Consider the following 18721-nt stretch of genomic DNA (forward strand, 5'->3'; position numbering starts at 1 on the left):
CCCCGGTCCGCCTGCGGACCGGGGCTCCTCGGTGTGGGTGTCGGGGGTGGCGGACCGGGTTCAGGACTGCGACTGCTTGAGCTGCTGCGCTTCCCACTCCAGCCGCTGCATGACCCACTCCTGGGCCAGTGCCATCGGCGAGGTGTTGCGGTACGCGGCGATCTCGCGCAGTTGCTCGTTGGCGACCAGCGGCAGGCGGAGCTGGTGCACCTCGGCGCTGCCGAAGCGGCGGCCCGACCCCGTGGTCTCCACGTCGCTGTCCGGGGACAGCGCGGCGAGGTAGTTCTCGAGGTCGTTGTCGGGGAGGTCCTGCTGCTCCTGCTCCCGCAGCGGGCCGCGCTGGCGTCCCGAGCTGGTGCCGTCTGCCTTGGGGTCAGGGCGGCTGCGTCCGAAAGAGGGAAAAGGCACGGGAACAGGATAACGAACGGGTTGCGGCGGGTTCGCACCTGTGACCTGGACCACGTGTGACGGTGTGGACGGTTTGCCTGCGCCACTACGCTGACCTGCGCGGATGCCCTTCCCCCGACAGGGAGAGGCCCCCGCGCCAGGGGGAGGAGCGCGGGGGCCGGAGGGGATCTCCACAGGTGCTGACCGGGGGGTGTCAGCACGTCGATTGTTGCACGCGCACGCGTTTCCGGCGAGGGCCGGACGTGTATTTTTCTCAGCGAATGTTCACCCGGATTTCGCCTTGACGGGTGAGGTGTTCACCCGCCGGGCGCGGTCAGCCCGCGGTGGCCCGGAAGCCGCGCAGCCGCAGGCTGTTGGACACCACGAACACGCTGGACAGCGCCATCGCCGCACCCGCGATCATCGGGTTGAGCAGGCCCAGGGCCGCCAGCGGGATACCCGCCACGTTGTAGGCGAACGCCCAGAACAGGTTGCCCCGGATGGTGCGCAGCGTGCGCCGCGACAGCCGGATCGCGTCCGCGGCCAGCCGCAGGTCGCCGCGGACCAGGGTCAGGTCACCCGCCTCGATCGCCGCGTCCGCCCCGGTGCCCATGGACAGGCCCAGGTCGGCGGCGGCCAGCGCGGGCGCGTCGTTGACCCCGTCGCCCACCATGGCCACGACCTCGCCCGCCTCCTGCAACCCGCGCACCGCGGCCACCTTCTCCGCGGGCAGCACCTCGGCGATCACGTCGGCCTCGGCGGTGATGCCCACCCGGGCCGCGACAGCCCGCGCCACCCGCTCGTTGTCGCCGGTCAGCAGCACCGGGCGCAGGCCCAGTTCGCGCAGGGCGCGGACGGCGTCCGCGCTGGACTCCTTGACCGTGTCGGCCACCGCGATCAGGCCCAGGATGCGCCCGCCCGCCGCCGCGGCGACCACGGTGTGCCCGCGCTCCTCGGCGTCGGCCTTGGCCCCGGCCAGCGCCTCGATCCCGGCGACGCCGTGCCCGGCCAGCAACCGGGGCCTGCCAACCACCACGTCCTCGCCGTCGACCAGGCCGGTGACGCCCAGGCCCTCGGTGTTGCGGAAGCCCTCGACCGGTGGCAGCGGACCGGCCTCGGCGGCGTGCGCGGCCACCGCGCGGGCGATCGGGTGCTCCGAGCCCGCCTCGACCGCGCCCGCCAGCCGCAGCAGCCGGGCCGGGTCGACCCCGTGGGCGGCGACGACCTCGACCACCGACATCCGCCCGGTGGTGACCGTGCCCGTCTTGTCCAGCACGACGGTCGTCACCCGGCGGGTCGACTCCAGCACCTCCGGGCCCTTGACCAGGATGCCGAGCTGCGCGCCCCGGCCGGTGCCGACCAGCAGCGCGGTCGGCGTGGCCAGGCCCAGCGCGCACGGGCAGGCGATCACCAGCACCGCCACCGCCGCGGTCACCGCCGCGTCCGCCTCCGCCCCGGTGAGCAACCAGCCCAGCAGGGTCAGCAGCGCGATGCCCAGCACGACCGGGACGAACACCGCCGAGACCCGGTCGGCGAGCCGCTGCACCCGCGCCTTGCCGGTCTGCGCCTGCTCCACCAGCCGGGCCATCTGGGCGAGCTGGGTGTCCGCGCCGACCCTGGCCGCCCGCACGACCAGGCGCCCGCTGGTGTTGAGCGTGCCGCCGACGACCGCCGAGCCCGGCCCGACCTCCTCGGGCACCGACTCGCCGGTGACCAGCGACCGGTCGACCGCGGAGGCGCCCTCGACGACCGCGCCGTCGGTGGCGACCTTCTCCCCCGGCCGCACCACGAACAGGTCGTCGACCCGCAGCCGCGCCACCGGGACCCGGGTCTCCACCCCGTCGCGCAGCACGGCGACGTCCTTGGCGCCCATCGCCAGCAGCGCCCGCAGCGCGGCCCCGGCCCGCCGCTTCGACCGGGCCTCCAGCCAGCGCCCCAGCAGCAGGAACGCGGTGACGCCGACAGCCACTTCGAAGTAGATGTCGGCGGCGCCGTGGTCCCCGCGCGGCAGCAGGCTGAACTCGTGCCGCATGCCCGCCACGCCCGCGCCGCCGAACAGCAGGGCGTACACCGACCACAGGAACGCCACCGCGACGCCCATCGACACCAGCGTGTCCATGGTGGCCGCGCCGTGGCGCAGGTTCACCGCCGCGGCCCGGTGGAACGGCCACGCGCAGACCGCGACCACCACGGCCGACAGCGCGAGCGCCGCCCACTGCCAGGTCGGGAACTGCCACGCGGGCACCATCGAGACCACCACGACCGGCACCCCGAGCACCGCGGCGAGCAGGAACCGCTCGCGCAGCTCCCCGGCCTCGTCGTCGTGGGCGGAGTCCGCCTCCGCCGGGTCCGGCCGCTCCTCGGCGACCGGGGCGGCGGTGTAGCCCGCGGCCTCGACCGTGCCGACCAGGCGGTCCAGCGCGAACCCGGTGGGGGCGGTGACGGTGGCGCGCTCGGTGGCGAAGTTGACCGAGGCGCGCACGCCGTCGAGCTTGTTCAGCTTGCGCTCGACCCGGTTGGCGCAGGAGGCGCAGGTCATCCCGCCGATGTCCAGCTCGACGGTGTCGGTGGCGTGCTCGGTGGTGGTCATGGGATTCCCTCGGGTCGGTGCGGGCTGGTGGGGCAGGGCTCAGCCCGCGAGCTGGTACCCGGCCTCGGTCACCGCGGCGGCGACCGAGGACCGGTCCAGCTCGGTGGCGCTGGTGACGGTGACCGCCCCGGTGGGCAGGTCGACCGCGACGTCGGTGACACCGGGGAGCTCGGACAGCTCCTCGGTGACCGAGCTGGCGCAGTGGCCGCAGGTCATGCCGGTGACGGTGTAGACGGTCTGCTGGGACACGGGTGGTGCCTTCCTCTGGGGGCTTGCCTCTGGGACTTGCCTCTGTGCTGCTTGGCGGGTCAGGAGCGGACGAGCCGGGCGATCGCGTCGGCGGCCTCGCGCACCTTCGCCGCGGCGGCGGCGTCGCTCTCCCTGGCGGCGTCCACGACGCAGCTCGCCATGTGCTCCTCCAGCAGTTCGAGGGCGAACGCCTGCAGCGCCTTGGTGGCGGCGGAGACCTGGGTGAGGACGTCGATGCAGTAGCTGTCCTCGTCGACCATCCGCTGCAGGCCGCGGACCTGCCCCTCCACCCGGCGCAGCCTGCGCAGGTGGGCGTCCTTCTTGGCGCTGTAGCCGGGGGCGTGCTCGTGCTCCATGCCCCCAAGATACCCATGGGGGGTAGGGGTTCCGCAAGCGGACGGTGTGCGAGGCGGCGCACATGGGGCCGAACGGGTGAAGGGGGCGGTCGGAGAATACCGGTCGTTGTCACAAAGCGTCGGGAAAACCGATCACTTTAGGCAACCCAAGGTGTGGACCGGTTCACTCGCCGGGGGGCTGCGACAACGCCGACTTCTCTCATAGCCTCACGCCAGACAAAAAGCCGGGGAGGCAACAATGAGCGGGTCACTCGAAGTCCGGAGCTTCCTTCTCCAACAGGACAGCATGGGCTCGGCCGGGCAGTACCCCGGCGGCGTCCCCGCACCGCGCTCCGGGGAGTCCGCCCGGGTCTCCGACGAGCAGGTCCGCCGGGCCAGGCTGGCCGTGGCGCGCAGCGCCGTGGACGCCGGGGACTGCCGTGAGCTGCTGGAAATGCTCGGCCTGGTCGACGGCGAGGACGGGGTCCCGCCGGTCCGCCGCTGACCGCCCGCACCCCCGGGAACGGCGTCCGCCGACGCCGTTCCCGGTATGAGCAACCCATTTCGGCGCGCTATACCGAATGCGTGCCGGTGAATAGCGGACACCCTCGACTTGGCCCCCGTGGACCATTGCGGATTCCGGCCATTCCGTGACACCGTTGCCCGCGTGACCGCCGTCTCCGTCGCCGCCGAGACCCGCGCCGTCGTCCAGCGCCTCGGCGGCGCCTTCATGACCTCAGCCGAACTCGCCGAGCAGGAGGCCGCCGCGGGGCAACCCGCGAACACCCTCTACTTCAGCGGCCGCGCCGCCGCCCTCGGCGCCCCCACCCCGCTGGTCGCCGCCGAGACCTTCGGCATCTTCCCGCCCAGGATGGTCGAGCTGCTGCTCTCCCGCGCCACCCTGCTGCCCGAGGCCGCCCTCGCCGCCTACTGCGAAGCCCTCTGGCAGTGGTCGCGCACCCACCTGGCCCACGCCACCACCCCCGACCGCACCGCCGACCTGCTGCTGGCGGTCGTCGACGCCGCCGACGCCAGCGGCCTGCCCCTCTTCGCGGGCCTGCGCGCCGCCCCGCGCCCCACCGACGGCCCCGAACGCCTCGGCCACGCCCTGATGCTCTTCCGCGAACTGCGCGGCGGCCTGCACTTCGCCGCCCTCCGCGCCTGCGGCGTCCCGCTGCCCGCCGCCGTCGTCGCCGACCCCGGCGCGGGCCCCGACCGGCTGCCGCTCATCGGCTGGCGCCCCGAGGCGATCACCGGGCTCGTCGCCACCGCCAAGGCGATCCCCAACCTCACTGTCCGCTGGGAAGCCGCCGAGGACGCCACCAACCTCCGCACCGACGAACTCCTCGCCGCCCTCGACCCGGCCGACCGCACCGAGCTGCACCAGGCCCTGCTCGCCCTGGAGTGAGGTTCGCGCAGGTCAAACCCTGTTTGGTACCCCGGATTTCGGTGGCTGGACGGTGTGCCCTAAGCTAATCTTGCTTCCAGCGACACCGAGCAAGCAGCACCTGGGCTCCCATCGTCTAGCGGCCTAGGACTCCGCCCTTTCAAGGCGGCAGCGCGGGTTCGAATCCCGTTGGGAGCACGCAACACCGGTAAGGTAAGGTTCCACCAGCAGTAGAGCAAGGCCCTGTGGCGCAGTTGGTTAGCGCGTCGCCCTGTCACGGCGAAGGTCGCGGGTTCGAGTCCCGTCAGGGTCGCTCGCTTTGGCGCGCCCATGCTCACGGAGTGCGTGAGCATGGGCGCTCGCCATTGCACTGGGGGGCGACCCCCCAGACTCCCACGGTGCGTGGGGTTGCTGAACCAGCGTGGTGCTGTTGTGTTGGATCAGTGCTTCGCACTTTTATACGGCCAGGTAGCTCAGTTGGTACGAGCGACCGCCTGAAAAGCGGTAGGTCGGCGGTTCGACCCCGCCCCTGGCCACAAGAGTTGAGCGCCCGTTCCGGGATTCCGGGGCGGGCGTTCTGCGTTGGGGGAGAGGGCGTGGGGGCGTTGGGGAGGGGGGCTTGAAGGGGAGGGTGTTGGGGAGTGGCGCTTGGAGGAGGGGGTGGGTGGATCTTGGGGGTGGGTGAGGTGGGTCACTGTTGTGGGGGGGGTTTGGGTTTTGGGTGGGGGGCGGCTTGGGGATTGAGTGGTTTCTAAAGGGGTACTTGGGGTGATGGGGGGAATGCGGGGAGTTGGGGGTATGGGGGTGGGACGGGTGGGGGAACCTGGGGTGTGATGTGGATCACTTTGGGTGACTGGGTGTGTTCGGGGGGTGGGGGGTTGGTGGGTTTGGGGATGGGGGGTGGGGTGGTTGGTTGCCAACCGGGTGGGTTGGAGGGTGGGGGGGTTGTGCAGGTGGAAGGGGTATTTGAGGGGGATTTGGTGATCTGCGGGGGGTGGGGTGGTCTGTGGGAGTGGATTTCGCCCTGGGCGGGGGGATGGGTGATCGAGATTGGGTGGGGGTGGGGGTTGTTGGCGGGGGGAACGGAAATCGGCGGGACGACTTGTACTCTCCGTCACAACATTTTCTGTCCGGAATAGACGGTTGTGCGCGGGATGGGCGGTGGGGCGGAGCTGGGGTGTTGGGGGTGATCAAGTCAAGTGCGCGTCACGGGGTTTGCTACGGATTGTGTAGTTGAGGGTGGGCGCAGTTAGTGGGGGCGGTTTCTCGGGGGCTCTTCGTTAACCGTGTGTGTAACGGCGTGGTGCAGGGGAACGAAAGAGGGATCGCGACCACGTCCGATCCCCTCGGGGGCGGGCGGTTGGTCCGAATCACGGAAATCACACCAGGTGGGGGGCCGGGGACCTCTCGCCCGTCCTGTCCTGCCCGATCGCCCGAACCGGGGGATGCACAATGCGTGACCAAGTTGGGTACTCGCGCCGCCGAGCGGCACTGCGGCCCACGCCGAGCGGGGCCCGGCGCGCCCGCGGGCCGCGCGTTGGGCTGCCCGCGGGCGAGCCGTCGTTCCCCCCGGTCGCCGGGTGGGAGCCGAAGTACCGCGCGGGCGTCATCGCCGGTGACCTGGTGGCGGTCGTGGTCGGGGTGCTGGGGGTCGGCGGGTACGTGCAGCACCGCGCCTACCCGGACGGTCCGCTGGTGGGCCTGGTCGGGCTGACCACCTTCGTCGTGCTGCTCGCCGCGCTGATGGTCAACCGGGCGTGGAACAGCGCCGCGCTGGGGCAGGGCGCGGAGGAGTTCCGCAGGCTCGGCCGGGCGTTCGTCGCCGCCGCCGTGGTGCTCGCGCTCGGCGGGCTGCTGTTCGACATCGCCCGGCTGCGGCCGTGGGTGTTCGTGGTGGTGCCCGCGACCGCGCTGCTGCTGTTCCCCATCCGCTACGCCCAGCGCCAACTCCTGCACCGCCGCCGCCGCGAGGGCCGCTGCCTGCTGCCGGTGATGGCCGCGGGCAGCCTCGACACCGTGCAGGACCTGATCTCCCGCACCCGCGGCTCCGCCCACCTGGGCTGGCGCGTGGACGCGGTCTGCACCACCGACGGCCTCGGCGACGGCCTGCCCGACGTCGACGGCGTCCCGGTGATCGGCCGCCTCAGCGACCTGGCCACGCACGCCCGCCGCGGCGGCTACCGCATCGTCGCGGTCACCCCCGACCAGTACTGGACCCCGCAGCGGTTGCAGCAGCTCGCCTGGCGGCTGGAGGGCAGCGGCGCGGAGATGGTCGTCGCCCCGGTGCTGATGGAGGTCGCCGGGCCGCGGCTGCACGTGGACGCGGTGCTCGGGATGCCGCTGCTGCGGGTCAGCGCCCCGTCGTTCACCGGGGTCCGCCGGGTGGTCAAGGACGCCATGGACAAGGTCGGCTCGGCCGTGCTGCTGGCGCTGCTGGCGCCGGTGATGCTGTTCGTCGCCGCCGCCATCGCGATCGACAGCCGGGGGCCGGTGTTCTACAAGCAGCGCCGGGTCGGCAAGGACGGCCGCGAGTTCACCATCGTCAAGTTCCGCACCATGGTCACCGGCGCGCACCGGATGGTGACCCAGCTCGCCGAGCAGAACGAGGGCAACGGCCTGCTGTTCAAGATGCGCAAGGACCCGAGGGTGACCAGGGTCGGGGCGGTCCTGCGCCGCTACTCCATCGACGAGCTGCCGCAGTTGTTCAACGTGCTCGCCGGTCCGATGTCGCTGGTCGGGCCGCGCCCGCCGCTGCCGGAGGAGACCGCCCGCTACGCCCCCGACGTGCGCCGCAGGCTGCTGGTGAAGCCGGGCCTGACCGGGTTGTGGCAGGTCAGCGGGCGCTCCGACCTCCCGTGGGAGGAGGCGGTCCGGCTCGACCTGCGCTACGTCGAGGACTGGTCGCTCGCCCTCGACGCGGTGATCCTCTGGAAGACCTTCCGGGCCGTGTTCAGCGGCGCCGGTGCCTACTAGCAGTTCCTGATCCGAAGTGGAGTGTCACGTGCAGACCATCGGGCTGGCCGTCATCGGCGCCGGGTACTGGGGACCGAACCTGGTGCGCAACGCCCAGGCCACCCCCGGGCTGCGCCTGCGGTACCTGTGCGACCTCGACGCCGACCGGGCCCGCCGGGTCCTCGGCGAGTACTCGACCGTGCGGGTCTCCGACTCCCTCGACGAGGTGCTCGCCGACCCCGAGGTGCACGCGGTCGCCATCGCCACCCCGGCCGGGACGCACCTTCCGGTGGCCATGGCCGCCCTGGAGGCGGGCAAGCACGTCCTGGTGGAGAAGCCGCTCGCGGCCACCCACGCCGAGGGCGCCGCGCTGGTCCGGGCCGCCGAGGAGCGCGGGCTGACCCTCATGCTCGACCACACCTACTGCTACACCCCGGCCGTGGCGCACCTGCGGGAGCTGGTGCACAGCGGCGGGATCGGCTCGGTGCAGTACCTGGACTCGGTGCGGATCAACCTGGGCCTGGTGCAGCCGGACGTGGACGTGCTCTGGGACCTGGCCCCGCACGACCTGTCGATCTTCCTGTCGATCCTGCCCGAGGGGGTGCGACCGCTGGCGGTGGCCGCGCACGGCTCGGACCCGATCGGCGCGGGCCGCGCCTGCGTGGCGCACCTGACCATCGAGCTGACCGGCGGCGCCATGGCGCACGTGCACGTGAACTGGCTGTCGCCGACGAAGATCCGCACCATGGTCATCGGCGGCTCGCAGCGCACGGTGGTCTGGGACGACCTCAACCCCAGCCAGCGGCTGTCGGTCTACGACCGGGGCGTGGACCGCGCCGGGGCCGCCGAGCTGGGCGAGGAGAAGCGCGAGCAGACGATCGTGTCCTACCGCACCGGTGACATGGTCGCCCCCGCGCTGCCGGAGAAGGAGGCGCTGCGCGCGGTGATGGCCGAGTTCCACGCCGCCATCACCGAGGGCCGCCCGCCGCTGACCGACGGCCGCTCCGGCCTGCGGGTGCTCGCCATCCTGGAGGCCGCCTCCGCCAGCCTCGCCCAGGGCGGGGCGTTCCTGCCCATCCTCGACTCCGAGGACGTCGCGGGCTCCGCGAACGCCGCGGCCCCCGAGGGCGCGCTGCTGTGACCACGGGTGGGGCGGTCGGCACCGGGGGCACGGGGGACACCCGGGCACCCGGTGCCGCCGCGCCGACCCCGGCGGGTGAACCGACCGTGCGCATCGCCCCGGCGGCCGAGGTGACCGAGCGGTTCGCCCCGATCGTCGTGGAGACCGGGCCGCCCGCGCTCCGGCTGTCGTTCGTGGACGGTGTGCGGGCGTTCGCGGCGGTGTTCGTCGTCGCGCACCACATCTGGCTCACCACCTACCCCGGCTACCCGCGCGACACCGGCCCCGCCTGGGCGTCGTGGCTGGTCTACGGCCACCTCGCCGTGGCGGTGTTCATCGTGGTCAGCGGCTTCTCGCTGGCCATCGCCCCGGCGCGGCGGGACTACCGGCTCGGCGGGGTCGGCCGGTTCCTGCGCAGGCGGGCCTGGCGCATCCTGCCCCCGTACTGGGCGGCGCTGGCGCTGTCGGCGGCGGTGTTCGGCCTCGTCACCCCGGCGCTGACCGGCGACCTGGTGTCGGTCAAGGGGATCGTGGTGCACGCGCTGCTGTTGCAGGACGTGATCGACGCGCCCCGGCCCAACGGCGCGTTCTGGTCGATCGCGATCGAGTGGCAGATCTACTTCCTGTTCCCGCTGGTGCTGCTGGTCCGCAGGCGGGTGCCGGGCTGGGCGCTCGCCGCGCTCGGGCTGGCCGTGGTCGTCGCGGCGCAGGTGGTGTCCGAGCGGGTGCCCGCGCTCGACGGCATCCAGAACCTGACGCCGCAGTTCTTCGCGCTGTTCGTCTTCGGCGTGGTGGCCGCGGAGGTGGTCCGGTCCGGGCTGCGCGCGCGGGCGCTGGTCGGGGCGGCGGCCCTGCTGTGCTTCGCCGGGTTCGCCGTGCTCGCGTTCACCGCCGGGCCGGTGTGGGTGGACGCGCACTACTTCTGGGTCGACCTCGCCGTCGGCGCCGGGACCGCGCTGGCCCTGGCCGTGCTGGCGGGCGGCGGGTGGCGGCCGGTCGCCGCCGCGTTCGCCGGTCGCGTCCCCCGGTTCCTCGGCCACTTCTCCTACAGCGTCTACCTGATCCACCTGCCGCTGCTGTGGCTGGTGTACCACTTCGGGGTCGAACCGGCCGTCGACTCGGCGGACGCCCGGTTCGTCCTGCTGCTGGTGGTCGGCATCCCCGTGGTGCTCGCCGTGTCCCACCTGTTCCACCGCGCCTTCGAGCGCCCGTTCATCGAGCACCGGTCGCTGGCCGAGCTGCGCGGCCGCTCGACCCGGTAAATCGAAGCTGAACCCGAGCAGAACCCGATTTCGCACGAGAGGCAATCACCATGGCGGACAACCACGCCCCGTCGGCAAAAGCCCAACCGATCGCCGGTCAGCGCGTGCTGGTCACCGGTGGCGCCGGGACCATCGGTTCCTCGGTGGTCGACCAGCTCATCGCCGCCGACGCCGCCGAGGTCGTCGTGGTCGACAACCTGGTGCGCGGCCGGATGGCCAACCTGGCCGACGCGCGGGCCGCCGCGGGCGACCGGTTGCGGTTCGTCGAGGGCGACATCAACGACCCGAAGCTGATGGGCGAGCTGAGCACGGGCGTGGACCTGGTGTTCCACCTCGCCGCCATCCGCATCACCCAGTGCGCCGAGGAGCCCCGGCTGGCGCTGGAGGTCCTGGTCGACGGCACCTTCACCGTGCTGGAGGCGGCCGCCGCCGCCGGGGTGAAGAAGGTCATCGCCTCGTCCTCGGCCTCGATCTACGGCCTGGCCGAGGAGTTCCCCACCACCGAGCGCCACCACCCGTACAACAACGACACCTTCTACGGCGCCGCGAAGGCGTTCAACGAGGGGATGCTGCGCAGCTTCAAGGCGATGTATGACCTCGACTACGTGGCGCTGCGCTACTTCAACGTCTACGGCCCGCGGATGGACGTGCACGGCCTCTACACCGAGGTCCTGATCCGCTGGATGGAGCGGATCGTCGACGGCAAGGCCCCGCTGATCTTCGGCGACGGCGCGCAGACCATGGACTTCGTGCACGTGCACGACATCGCCAGGGCCAACCTCCTCGCCGCCCGCGCCGACGTCACCGACGCGGTCTACAACATCGCCAGCCACTCCGAGACCAGCCTGCTCGGGCTGGCCAGGGCGCTGCTCGCGGCGATGGACTCCGACCTCGGCGTCGAGCACGGCCCGGAGCGCAAGGTGAACGGTGTCACCCGGCGGCTGGCCGACATCAGCGCCGCCGCGCACGACCTGGGCTGGAAGCCCGAGATCGGCATGGACACCGGTCTGCGCGACCTCGTCGCGTGGTGGCGCGCCGAATCCGGGAAGTGACCGCGCCACCCTCGACTTTCACCGAGGGTGTGCATCCGGCCGCCCAGGGTTCCGGCGAAAAGGTGACGTACTCCGCGAGTTCGTGTTTTGTGCCGACGCCCTGTAACGAAGGGTTTTCCCGACTCGATCCCGTCTACACAGGAGTGACCCCGGCGGGCTCGCGAGAGCTGATCGCGGTGTGCGCACGCCTTCGGAACTTGCTGCCTCACCCACGGTGACAAGTACGGACAAACTGTGGGATTTCGGGACCGCGCGGGAGCGCGGCCCGGTGTGCGGGAGGAGCGGCTGATGCGCGCAGTGCACGCCATCGGCACGGTGGTTCGGCGTTCGGTGTCCAGGGTGACGGTGGTGGCGCTCGCCGCGGGGCTGGCGGCGGTGCCCGCGGTGGTGTTCGCGCCCCCGGCGGCCGCCGCGGCCTGCACCGCGCCGGTGGTCAACCGGGTCGCCTGCGAGAACACCGAGCTGGGCGACCCGAACTGGCAGGTCGCGGGCATCGACGACTCGATCGCCGGGTTCACCACCGACATCAGCACCAACATCGGTGGCACCGTCAACTTCAAGGTGAAGACGGACGCGGCGAGCTACAAGATCGACATCTACCGGCTCGGCCACTACGGCGGCGCGGGCGCGCGGAAGATGGGCACGGTCAACCGGGTCAACCCGCAGAGCCAGCCCGACTGCAAGGTCGACGCCCCGACCCAGATGGTCGACTGCGGCAACTGGGCGGTCTCGCTGACCTGGACCGTGCCCAACTACGCGGTCTCCGGGCTGTACTACGCGGTGCTGCACCGCAACGACACCAACGGGGAGAACGAGATCCCGTTCGTCGTCCGCGACGACAGCAGCACCGCCAAGATCGCCTTCCAGACCTCGGACGCGACCTGGCACGCCTACAACCGCTACGGCGGCAACAGCCTCTACACCGGCACCGGTCCCGGCGACGGCGGCTCCTCCTACGGGGTGAGCTACAACCGCCCGATCACCGGCGGCGGCGAGGAGAACTACATCTTCAACGCCGAGTACCCGATGCTGAAGTTCATGGAGGCCAACGGGTACGACATGACGTACACGACCAACGTGGACTCGGCCAGGCGCGGAAACCTGATCAAGAACCACAAGGTGTTCATGGCCGTCGGGCACGACGAGTACTGGTCGGTCGAGCAGCGCGACAACGTCGAGGCCGCCCGCGACGCCGGGGTGCACATGGCGTTCCTCACCGGCAACGAGATCTTCTGGAAGCACCGCTGGGCGCCGAGCATCGACGCCTCCGCCACCCCGTGGCGCAACATGATCATCTACAAGGAGACCAAGGCCAACGCCAAGATCGACCCGAGCCCGCAGTGGACCGGGACCTGGCGCGACCCCCGGTTCAGCCCGCCCTCGGACGGCGGCAGGCCGGAGAACTCCCTGCTGGGCCAGCTCTTCACCGTCAACGGCCGCCGCGACGACTCGCTGACCGTGCCCGCCGCGTACGGCAAGATGCGGCTCTGGCGCAACACCCCGCTGGCCACCGCCACCGACAGCTACACCTTCCAGCCCGGCACCCTCGGCTACGAGTGGGACACGGTGGAGGAGAACGGCTCCCAGCCCGCGGGCGTCGCCCAGCTCTCCCGCACCACGGTCACCATGCAGGGCGACTACGTGCTCCAGAACCACGGCGACCTCTACCGCTCGGGCACCAAGACGCACGCGCTGACGCTGTACCGGGCCGCCAGCGGCGCCCTGGTCTTCGGCGCGGGCACCGTCCAGTGGGCCTGGGGCGTGGAGGACGAGCACGCCTTCCGCACCGACATGCCGACCTCCGACGTGCGGATCAAGCAGGCGACGGTCAACGTCCTGGCCGACATGGGCGTGCAGGCCGCGACCCTGCAACCGGGCCTGACCGCCACCACCGCCAGCACCGACACCGCCGCCCCGGTGGTGGCGGTGAACGCCACCCCGAACCCCACGGTGGCCACCCCGTACACCTTCTCCGGCACGGTGAACGACGCCGCGGGCAAGGTCGCGGGCGTCGAGGTCTCGGTCGACGGCAGCACCTGGCGCGCGGCCACCTGGACCGCGGGCACCAACACCTGGAACCACACCTTCACCCCGCCGTCGTCGGGCGCGAAGACGCTGCGGGTCCGCGCGGTCGACGACTCGGCGAACCTGTCCGCGGTCCTGTCGCGGGCGATCACCGTCAACACCCGCACCTGCCCGTGCTCGATCTGGAACGCCACCGACGCGCCTGCCAACCCGTCGGCCAACGACCTCAGCGCGGTCGAGCTGGGCACGAAGTTCACCGCCCAGGCCGACGGCTACGTCCGCGGCGTGAAGTTCTACAAGGGCGCGGGCAACACCGGCACGCACACCGGCACGCTGTGGACCGCCTCCGGTCAGAAGCTGGCCACCGGCACCTTCGCCGGGGAGACCGCGACCGGTTGGCAGACGCTGTCGTTCCCGGTGGCCGTGCCGATCACCGCGGGCACCACCTACGTGGCCTCCTACCACACCGACACCGGCCGCTACGCCGCCGACCAGGACTACTTCGCCACCTCGGCGAAGGGCCTGGAACCGCTGTCGGCCAAGCAGAGCGTCGTCGGCGACCCCAACGGCGTGTTCCGGGTCGGGGCGTCGGGCTTCCCGGCCGAGAGCTACCGGGCCACCAACTACTGGGTCGACGTCGTGTTCGCCCTCGACCCCGGCCCGGACACCCGCGCGCCGGAGGTGGCGAGCACCTCGCCCACCAACGGGCAGGGCAGCGTCACGCTCACCGCCCCGATCACCGTGGTCTGGGACGAGCCGGTCACCGCCTCCTCGGCGCTGGTCGCGGTCAACGGCCCCGGCGGCGGCATCTCCGGCACCACGACGCTGGCCGCGGACAAGCGCACGGTCACGTTCACCCCGAACAACCCGTGGGCGGGCGGCACCACGTACTACGTGTCCACCCGCGCCTACGACCTGGCGGGCAACGCGCCGCAGAACCACGAGTTCCAGTTCAAGACCGGCGTGCCCCGGGCGGCCACCTGCCCGTGCTCGGTGTGGGACGACTTCGCGGTGCCCGCGGTCAACGCGGTCAACGACGTGTCCGCGATCGAGCTGGGCACCAAGGTCCGGTTCGACGTGCGCGGCCAGGTCCTCGGCGTGAAGTTCTTCAAGGGCGACGGCAACACCGGCACCCACACCGGCTCGCTGTGGTCGGTCGACGGTACCCGCCTCGCCACCGGCACCTTCACCGGGGAGACCGCGAACGGCTGGCAGACGCTGACCTTCACCCAGCCGGTCAACGTCCTGGCGAACACGACCTACGTGGTGTCGTACTACGCGCCGGTCGGCCGCTACTCGGCGACCGGCGAGTACTTCAAGACCAGCGCCGACTACAAGTCCATGCACGCGGTGAAGGACGGCGCCTACGGCGGAAACGGCCTCTACCGCTACGGCGCGGGCGGCGGCTTCCCGACCGGCTCCTACAACGCGACGAACTACTGGGTCGACGTGGTGTGGACCGCGGGCGCCAACGGCGACACCACCCCGCCGACGATCGTCTCCCGCACCCCGGCCGCGGGCGCGGGCGACGTGCCGCTGGACACCACCGTGTCGGTGACGTTCTCCGAGCCGGTCGACCTGGACTCCGCGCAGTTCTCCATGACCGACCCGGGCTGGGCCAAGGTCGGCGGCGCGCTGACCCTGTCGGCGGACCAGAAGACGGTGACCTTCACCCCGGGCGCCCGGCTGGTGCCGGGGGCGCCGTACCTGGTGAGCATCCGCATCGCCGACGCGAACGGCGTGATCATGCCCGGCGCCTCGCTGTGGAACCTGTGGCCGGTCGCCACCCAGACCTGCCCGTGCTCGCTGTTCAGCGAGGCCATGGTCCCCGCGGTCGAGTCGTCCAACGACGGGGGCGCCTACGAGCTGGGCGTCCGGTTCGTGCCCGCCACGACCGGCTGGGTCAAGGGCGTCAAGTTCCACAAGGGGGCGCTCAACACCGGCACGCACACCGGTTCGCTGTGGAGCGCCACCGGTCAGCAGCTCGCCACCGGCACCTTCACCGGGGAAACGGCGTCCGGCTGGCAGACGCTCATCTTCGACACCCCGGTGCAGGTGACCGCCGGGCAGACCTACGTCGGCTCGTACACCACGGCGGTGGGCCGCTACTCCGCCGACGCGGGGTACTTCCAGCGCACCAGCGTGTCCAGCCCGCCGCTGTCGGCCGGGTCGAACCCGAACGGCGTGTACCGCAGCGGGTCCGGCTTCCCGGGCGACTCCTACGGCGGCGCGAACTACTGGGTCGACGTGGTGTTCGACCAGAACCCGTGACAACCCCTGGCTGACCGGAGGAAGACGACCATGCGCGAGCCGACGACCGCACCCGGCGACCGGCGGCTCGTCGTGGTCGCCTCCGGGGTCACCTTCGACGGGGTGCGGGGCACCGAGCGGCACCTCGCCGAGCGGCTGACCCGCTACGCCGACGTGCTCTGGGTCGACCCGCCCGTCTCCCCGGCGACCCCGCGGCGCTACCGCGGGGTCGCGCCGGGCGGGCGGTCCTGGCGGGCAGACCTGCGCGAGGCCGCCCCCGGCCTGCACCGGCTCACCCCAGTCGTGCTGCCCGGCCTGACCAGGCCGGGCATCCGGCTGACCACCTGGCCGCTGGTCCGCGCGCAGGTCCGGTCCGCGCTGCGCGAACTGGGCCGCACCCCGGCCGCGGTCATCGCCTGCTCCTTCGACGACGTCCTCGGCCACTGGGGCGACGACGTCGTGGACGTCCTCTACGGCACCGACGACTGGGTGGCGGGCGCGGCGCTGATGCGCCAGGACACCGCCAAGCTGGAGGCCGAGGAGCGGCGCGCGCTGGCCGCGGCCGACGTCGTGTTCACCGTCAGCCCCCAGCTCGCCGCCCGCTGGCTGCGCTTCGGCGCGGGCTCGACCGACCTGCCCAACGGCTGCGACCCGGACGCCTACGCCCGCGTCCCGGACCTGGTGCCCAACCCGCTGCCCGACGGCTTCCCCGCCACGGTCGCCGGGGTGGTCGGGCAGCTCTCCGCCCGGATCGACATCGCCCTGCTGGAGGCGGTCGCCGACACCGGGGTCGGGCTGCTGCTGGTCGGCCCGCGCGACCCGGCGTGGGAGCCGGAGCGGGCGCCCGCGCTGCTGGCCCGGCCGAACGTGCACGCGGTCGGCGCGGTCGCGTTCGAGGAGCTGCCCGGCTGGCTGGCCGCCATGCACGTCGGGCTGTGCCCGTACGCCGACACCGCGTTCAACCGGGCGTCGTTCCCGCTCAAGACGCTGGAGTACCTGGCGGCGGACCTGCCGGTGGTGGCCTCCGAGCTGCCCGCGCACCGCAGGCTCCAGGACGAGGGCGCCGACCTGCTGGTGGCGCGCGACGCCGAGGAGTTCGTCGCCGGGGTCGCCGCCGCCACCCGGCCCGGCCGGGCCCCCCGCCCGCGGCGCGAGGTGGCCCTGCGGCACTCGTGGGCCGAGCGGGCGCGGGTGTTCGCCGAGCGGCTGGGGTGGTCCACAGTGGCGGGTGGCGAAAGTCCCGCCGCCGGGGGTGCAACGTTCGGTGCGGCTTCCCCGATGGATGCAGAGGGTGACGGCGAACGCGAACCGCACGCCACCCCGCAACCGTCGAGGAGGACCCGGTGATCCCAGTCATGCGCCCGCTGCTCGGTGCGGAGGAGGCCGACGCGGTCGCCGCCGTCGTCCGCTCCGGCTGGGTGGCCCAGGGACCCCGGGTGGCCGAGTTCGAGCAGCGCTTCGCCGAACGGGTCGGCGCCGCCGACGCGGTCGCGGTTTCCTCCTGCACCACCGGCCTGCACCTGGCCCTGCACGTGCTCGGCGTCGGACCGGGCGACGAGGTCGTGGTGCCGTCGTTCTCCTTCATCGCCACCGCGAACGCCGTGCGCTACTGCGGCGCCACCCCGGTCTTCGCCGACGTGGACCCGCTGACCGGCAACCTCACCGGGCAGACCGTCGCCGCCGTGCTCACCCCGGCCACCCGCGCGGTCCTCGCCGTGCACCAGGGCGGGGTCCCGGCCGACATCGCCGGGCTGCGCGCGGTGGTCGGCGACCTGCCGATCGTCGAGGACGCCGCCTGCGCCGCCGGGTCCACCCTGGACGGCGCCCCGGTCGGCGCGGGCGTGCACCTGGCCGCCTGGTCGTTCCACCCGCGCAAGCTGATCACCACCGGTGAGGGCGGCATGGTCACCACCGACGACCCCGAGCTGGGCGCGCGGCTGCGCAGGCTGCGCGAGCACGGCATGAACGTGTCCGCCGCGCAGCGCCACGCCGCGGGCGGCGCGGTCGTCGAGAGCTACCTGGAGACCGGCTTCAACTACCGGATGACCGACATCCAGGCCGCCATGGGCCTGGTGCAGCTCGGCAGGCTGGACGCCATCGTGGCCCGCAGGCGCGAGATCGCCGCCCGCTACCACGAGCTGCTGGCCGGGCTGCCCGGCCTGCGCGCGGTCACCGACCCGGCGCACGGCACCACCAACTACCAGTCGTTCTGGGTGCTGCTGGCCGACGACATGCCCGACCGCAACGGCGTGCTGGCCGCGCTGTCGGCCGCGGGCGTGTCCGCGCGGCGCGGGATCATGGCCTCGCACCTGGAGCCCGCCTACGCCGGGCACCCCTCGGCGCCGATGCCGGTCACCGAGCACCTGACCGCCCGCTCGCTGATCCTGCCGGTGCACCACGACCTGACCGAAGACGAGCAGCGGCACGTGGTGGACTCGCTCGCCGCGGCCGTCGGTCGAGTGGTGGAACCGGCGTGACCGCCCGCCCGCTGCTGCTCCTCGGCGGCGGTGGCCTGGCCCGCGAGGTGCTGGCCGCGCTGCGCGCGCTGCCGGAGCGGTTCACCCCCCTCGGCGTGCTGGACGACGACCCGGCCAAGCACGGCGCCGACCTCGACGGCGTGGCCGTGCTCGGCGGCGCGGAGCTGGTGGCCGAGCACCCGGACGCCCTGGCCGTCGCGTGCGTGGCCTCGGTGCACCGCCCGGGCGCCCGGGCGGCGCTGGTCGAGCGGGTCGGGCTGCCCGACGAGCGCTGGGCCACCGTCGTGCACCCGGCGGCGTCGGTCGCCCCGGGCACCGACCTCGGCGCGGGCACCGTGCTGCTGGCCGGTGCCGTGATCACCGCCCCGGTCCCGGTCGGGCGGCACGTGGTGGCCATGCCGCACGTGCTCGTCACCCACGACTGCGTGATCGGCGACTTCGCCACCTTCGCCGGTCGCGCTTCGCTCGGCGGCGGGGTCACCGTGGGCCGCGACGCCTACCTCGGGCAGGGCGCGCTGGTCCGCGAGGGCCGCACGATCGGTGAGCGGGCCGTGGTGGGGATGGGCTCGATCGTCCTCGACGACGTCCCGACCGGGCAGACCTGGGTGGGCAACCCGGCACGGAGGCTGCGCTAG

Annotated in this window: 14 protein-coding genes and 3 tRNA genes; 13 read left to right on the forward strand and 4 right to left on the reverse strand. The window is 72.7% G+C overall.

The window, feature by feature from the left end:
• Positions 1-60: 60 nt before the first annotated feature.
• From DFQ13_RS07650 to DFQ13_RS07665, 4 genes are all read right to left on the reverse strand, one after another.
• Entirely contained in the window at positions 61-408 is a 348-nt protein-coding gene (locus DFQ13_RS07650; protein WP_052020998.1) for a hypothetical protein, read from the reverse strand.
• Positions 409-721: 313 nt separating this feature from the next.
• Positions 722-2977, reverse strand: coding sequence for a heavy metal translocating P-type ATPase (locus tag DFQ13_RS07655; RefSeq protein ID WP_110079368.1), 2256 nt, complete (start codon positions 2975-2977; stop codon positions 722-724).
• Between the two features lie 39 nt (positions 2978-3016).
• A complete protein-coding gene (locus DFQ13_RS07660; RefSeq protein WP_035281183.1) occupies positions 3017-3226 on the reverse strand; it encodes a heavy-metal-associated domain-containing protein in 210 nt (69 codons plus the stop codon).
• Between the two features lie 59 nt (positions 3227-3285).
• Positions 3286-3582, reverse strand: a complete 297-nt coding sequence (locus DFQ13_RS07665) for a metal-sensitive transcriptional regulator (RefSeq protein WP_035281185.1) — start codon at positions 3580-3582, stop codon at positions 3286-3288.
• A 238-nt stretch (positions 3583-3820) separates the two neighbouring features.
• Between DFQ13_RS07665 and DFQ13_RS07670 the strand changes: the two genes are divergently transcribed.
• The 13 genes from DFQ13_RS07670 (at position 3821) to DFQ13_RS07730 (ending at position 18721) form a co-directional block, all read left to right on the forward strand.
• On the forward strand, positions 3821-4066 hold the full coding sequence (locus DFQ13_RS07670) for a hypothetical protein (protein WP_035281188.1): 246 nt from the start codon (positions 3821-3823) through the stop codon (positions 4064-4066).
• 162 nt (positions 4067-4228) lie between these two features.
• On the forward strand, positions 4229-4969 hold the full coding sequence (locus DFQ13_RS07675) for an SCO6745 family protein (RefSeq protein WP_035281190.1): 741 nt from the start codon (positions 4229-4231) through the stop codon (positions 4967-4969).
• A 104-nt stretch (positions 4970-5073) separates the two neighbouring features.
• Positions 5074-5146: transfer RNA gene (locus DFQ13_RS07680), tRNA-Glu, on the forward strand.
• A gap of 41 nt (positions 5147-5187) precedes the next feature.
• Positions 5188-5261 (forward strand) — tRNA-Asp (locus tag DFQ13_RS07685).
• 149 nt (positions 5262-5410) lie between these two features.
• Positions 5411-5484, forward strand: a tRNA-Phe gene (locus DFQ13_RS07690).
• 916 nt (positions 5485-6400) lie between these two features.
• Complete coding sequence (locus tag DFQ13_RS07695) at positions 6401-7921, forward strand: sugar transferase (protein WP_052021862.1); 1521 nt, start codon at positions 6401-6403, stop codon at positions 7919-7921.
• A gap of 28 nt (positions 7922-7949) precedes the next feature.
• Positions 7950-9041, forward strand: coding sequence for a Gfo/Idh/MocA family protein (locus DFQ13_RS07700; protein ID WP_110079369.1), 1092 nt, complete (start codon positions 7950-7952; stop codon positions 9039-9041).
• A complete protein-coding gene (locus tag DFQ13_RS07705) occupies positions 9038-10282 on the forward strand; it encodes an acyltransferase family protein (RefSeq protein WP_110079370.1) in 1245 nt (414 codons plus the stop codon). Before DFQ13_RS07700 ends, DFQ13_RS07705 begins: the two co-directional genes overlap by 4 nt.
• Before the next feature lie 50 nt (positions 10283-10332).
• Entirely contained in the window at positions 10333-11334 is a 1002-nt protein-coding gene (locus tag DFQ13_RS07710) for an NAD-dependent epimerase/dehydratase family protein (RefSeq protein ID WP_052021865.1), read from the forward strand.
• Between the two features lie 288 nt (positions 11335-11622).
• Entirely contained in the window at positions 11623-15630 is a 4008-nt protein-coding gene (locus DFQ13_RS07715; RefSeq protein ID WP_110079684.1) for a DUF4082 domain-containing protein, read from the forward strand.
• A 30-nt stretch (positions 15631-15660) separates the two neighbouring features.
• Complete coding sequence (locus DFQ13_RS07720; RefSeq protein WP_110079371.1) at positions 15661-16956, forward strand: glycosyltransferase; 1296 nt, start codon at positions 15661-15663, stop codon at positions 16954-16956.
• Positions 16953-18086, forward strand: a complete 1134-nt coding sequence (locus DFQ13_RS07725; RefSeq protein ID WP_233438318.1) for a DegT/DnrJ/EryC1/StrS family aminotransferase — start codon at positions 16953-16955, stop codon at positions 18084-18086. Before DFQ13_RS07720 ends, DFQ13_RS07725 begins: the two co-directional genes overlap by 4 nt.
• Positions 18083-18721, forward strand: coding sequence for a NeuD/PglB/VioB family sugar acetyltransferase (locus tag DFQ13_RS07730; RefSeq protein ID WP_110079373.1), 639 nt, complete (start codon positions 18083-18085; stop codon positions 18719-18721). Before DFQ13_RS07725 ends, DFQ13_RS07730 begins: the two co-directional genes overlap by 4 nt.

It is taken from the genome of Actinokineospora spheciospongiae, from assembly GCF_003182415.1.
GTDB classification, from domain to species: domain Bacteria; phylum Actinomycetota; class Actinomycetes; order Mycobacteriales; family Pseudonocardiaceae; genus Actinokineospora; species Actinokineospora spheciospongiae.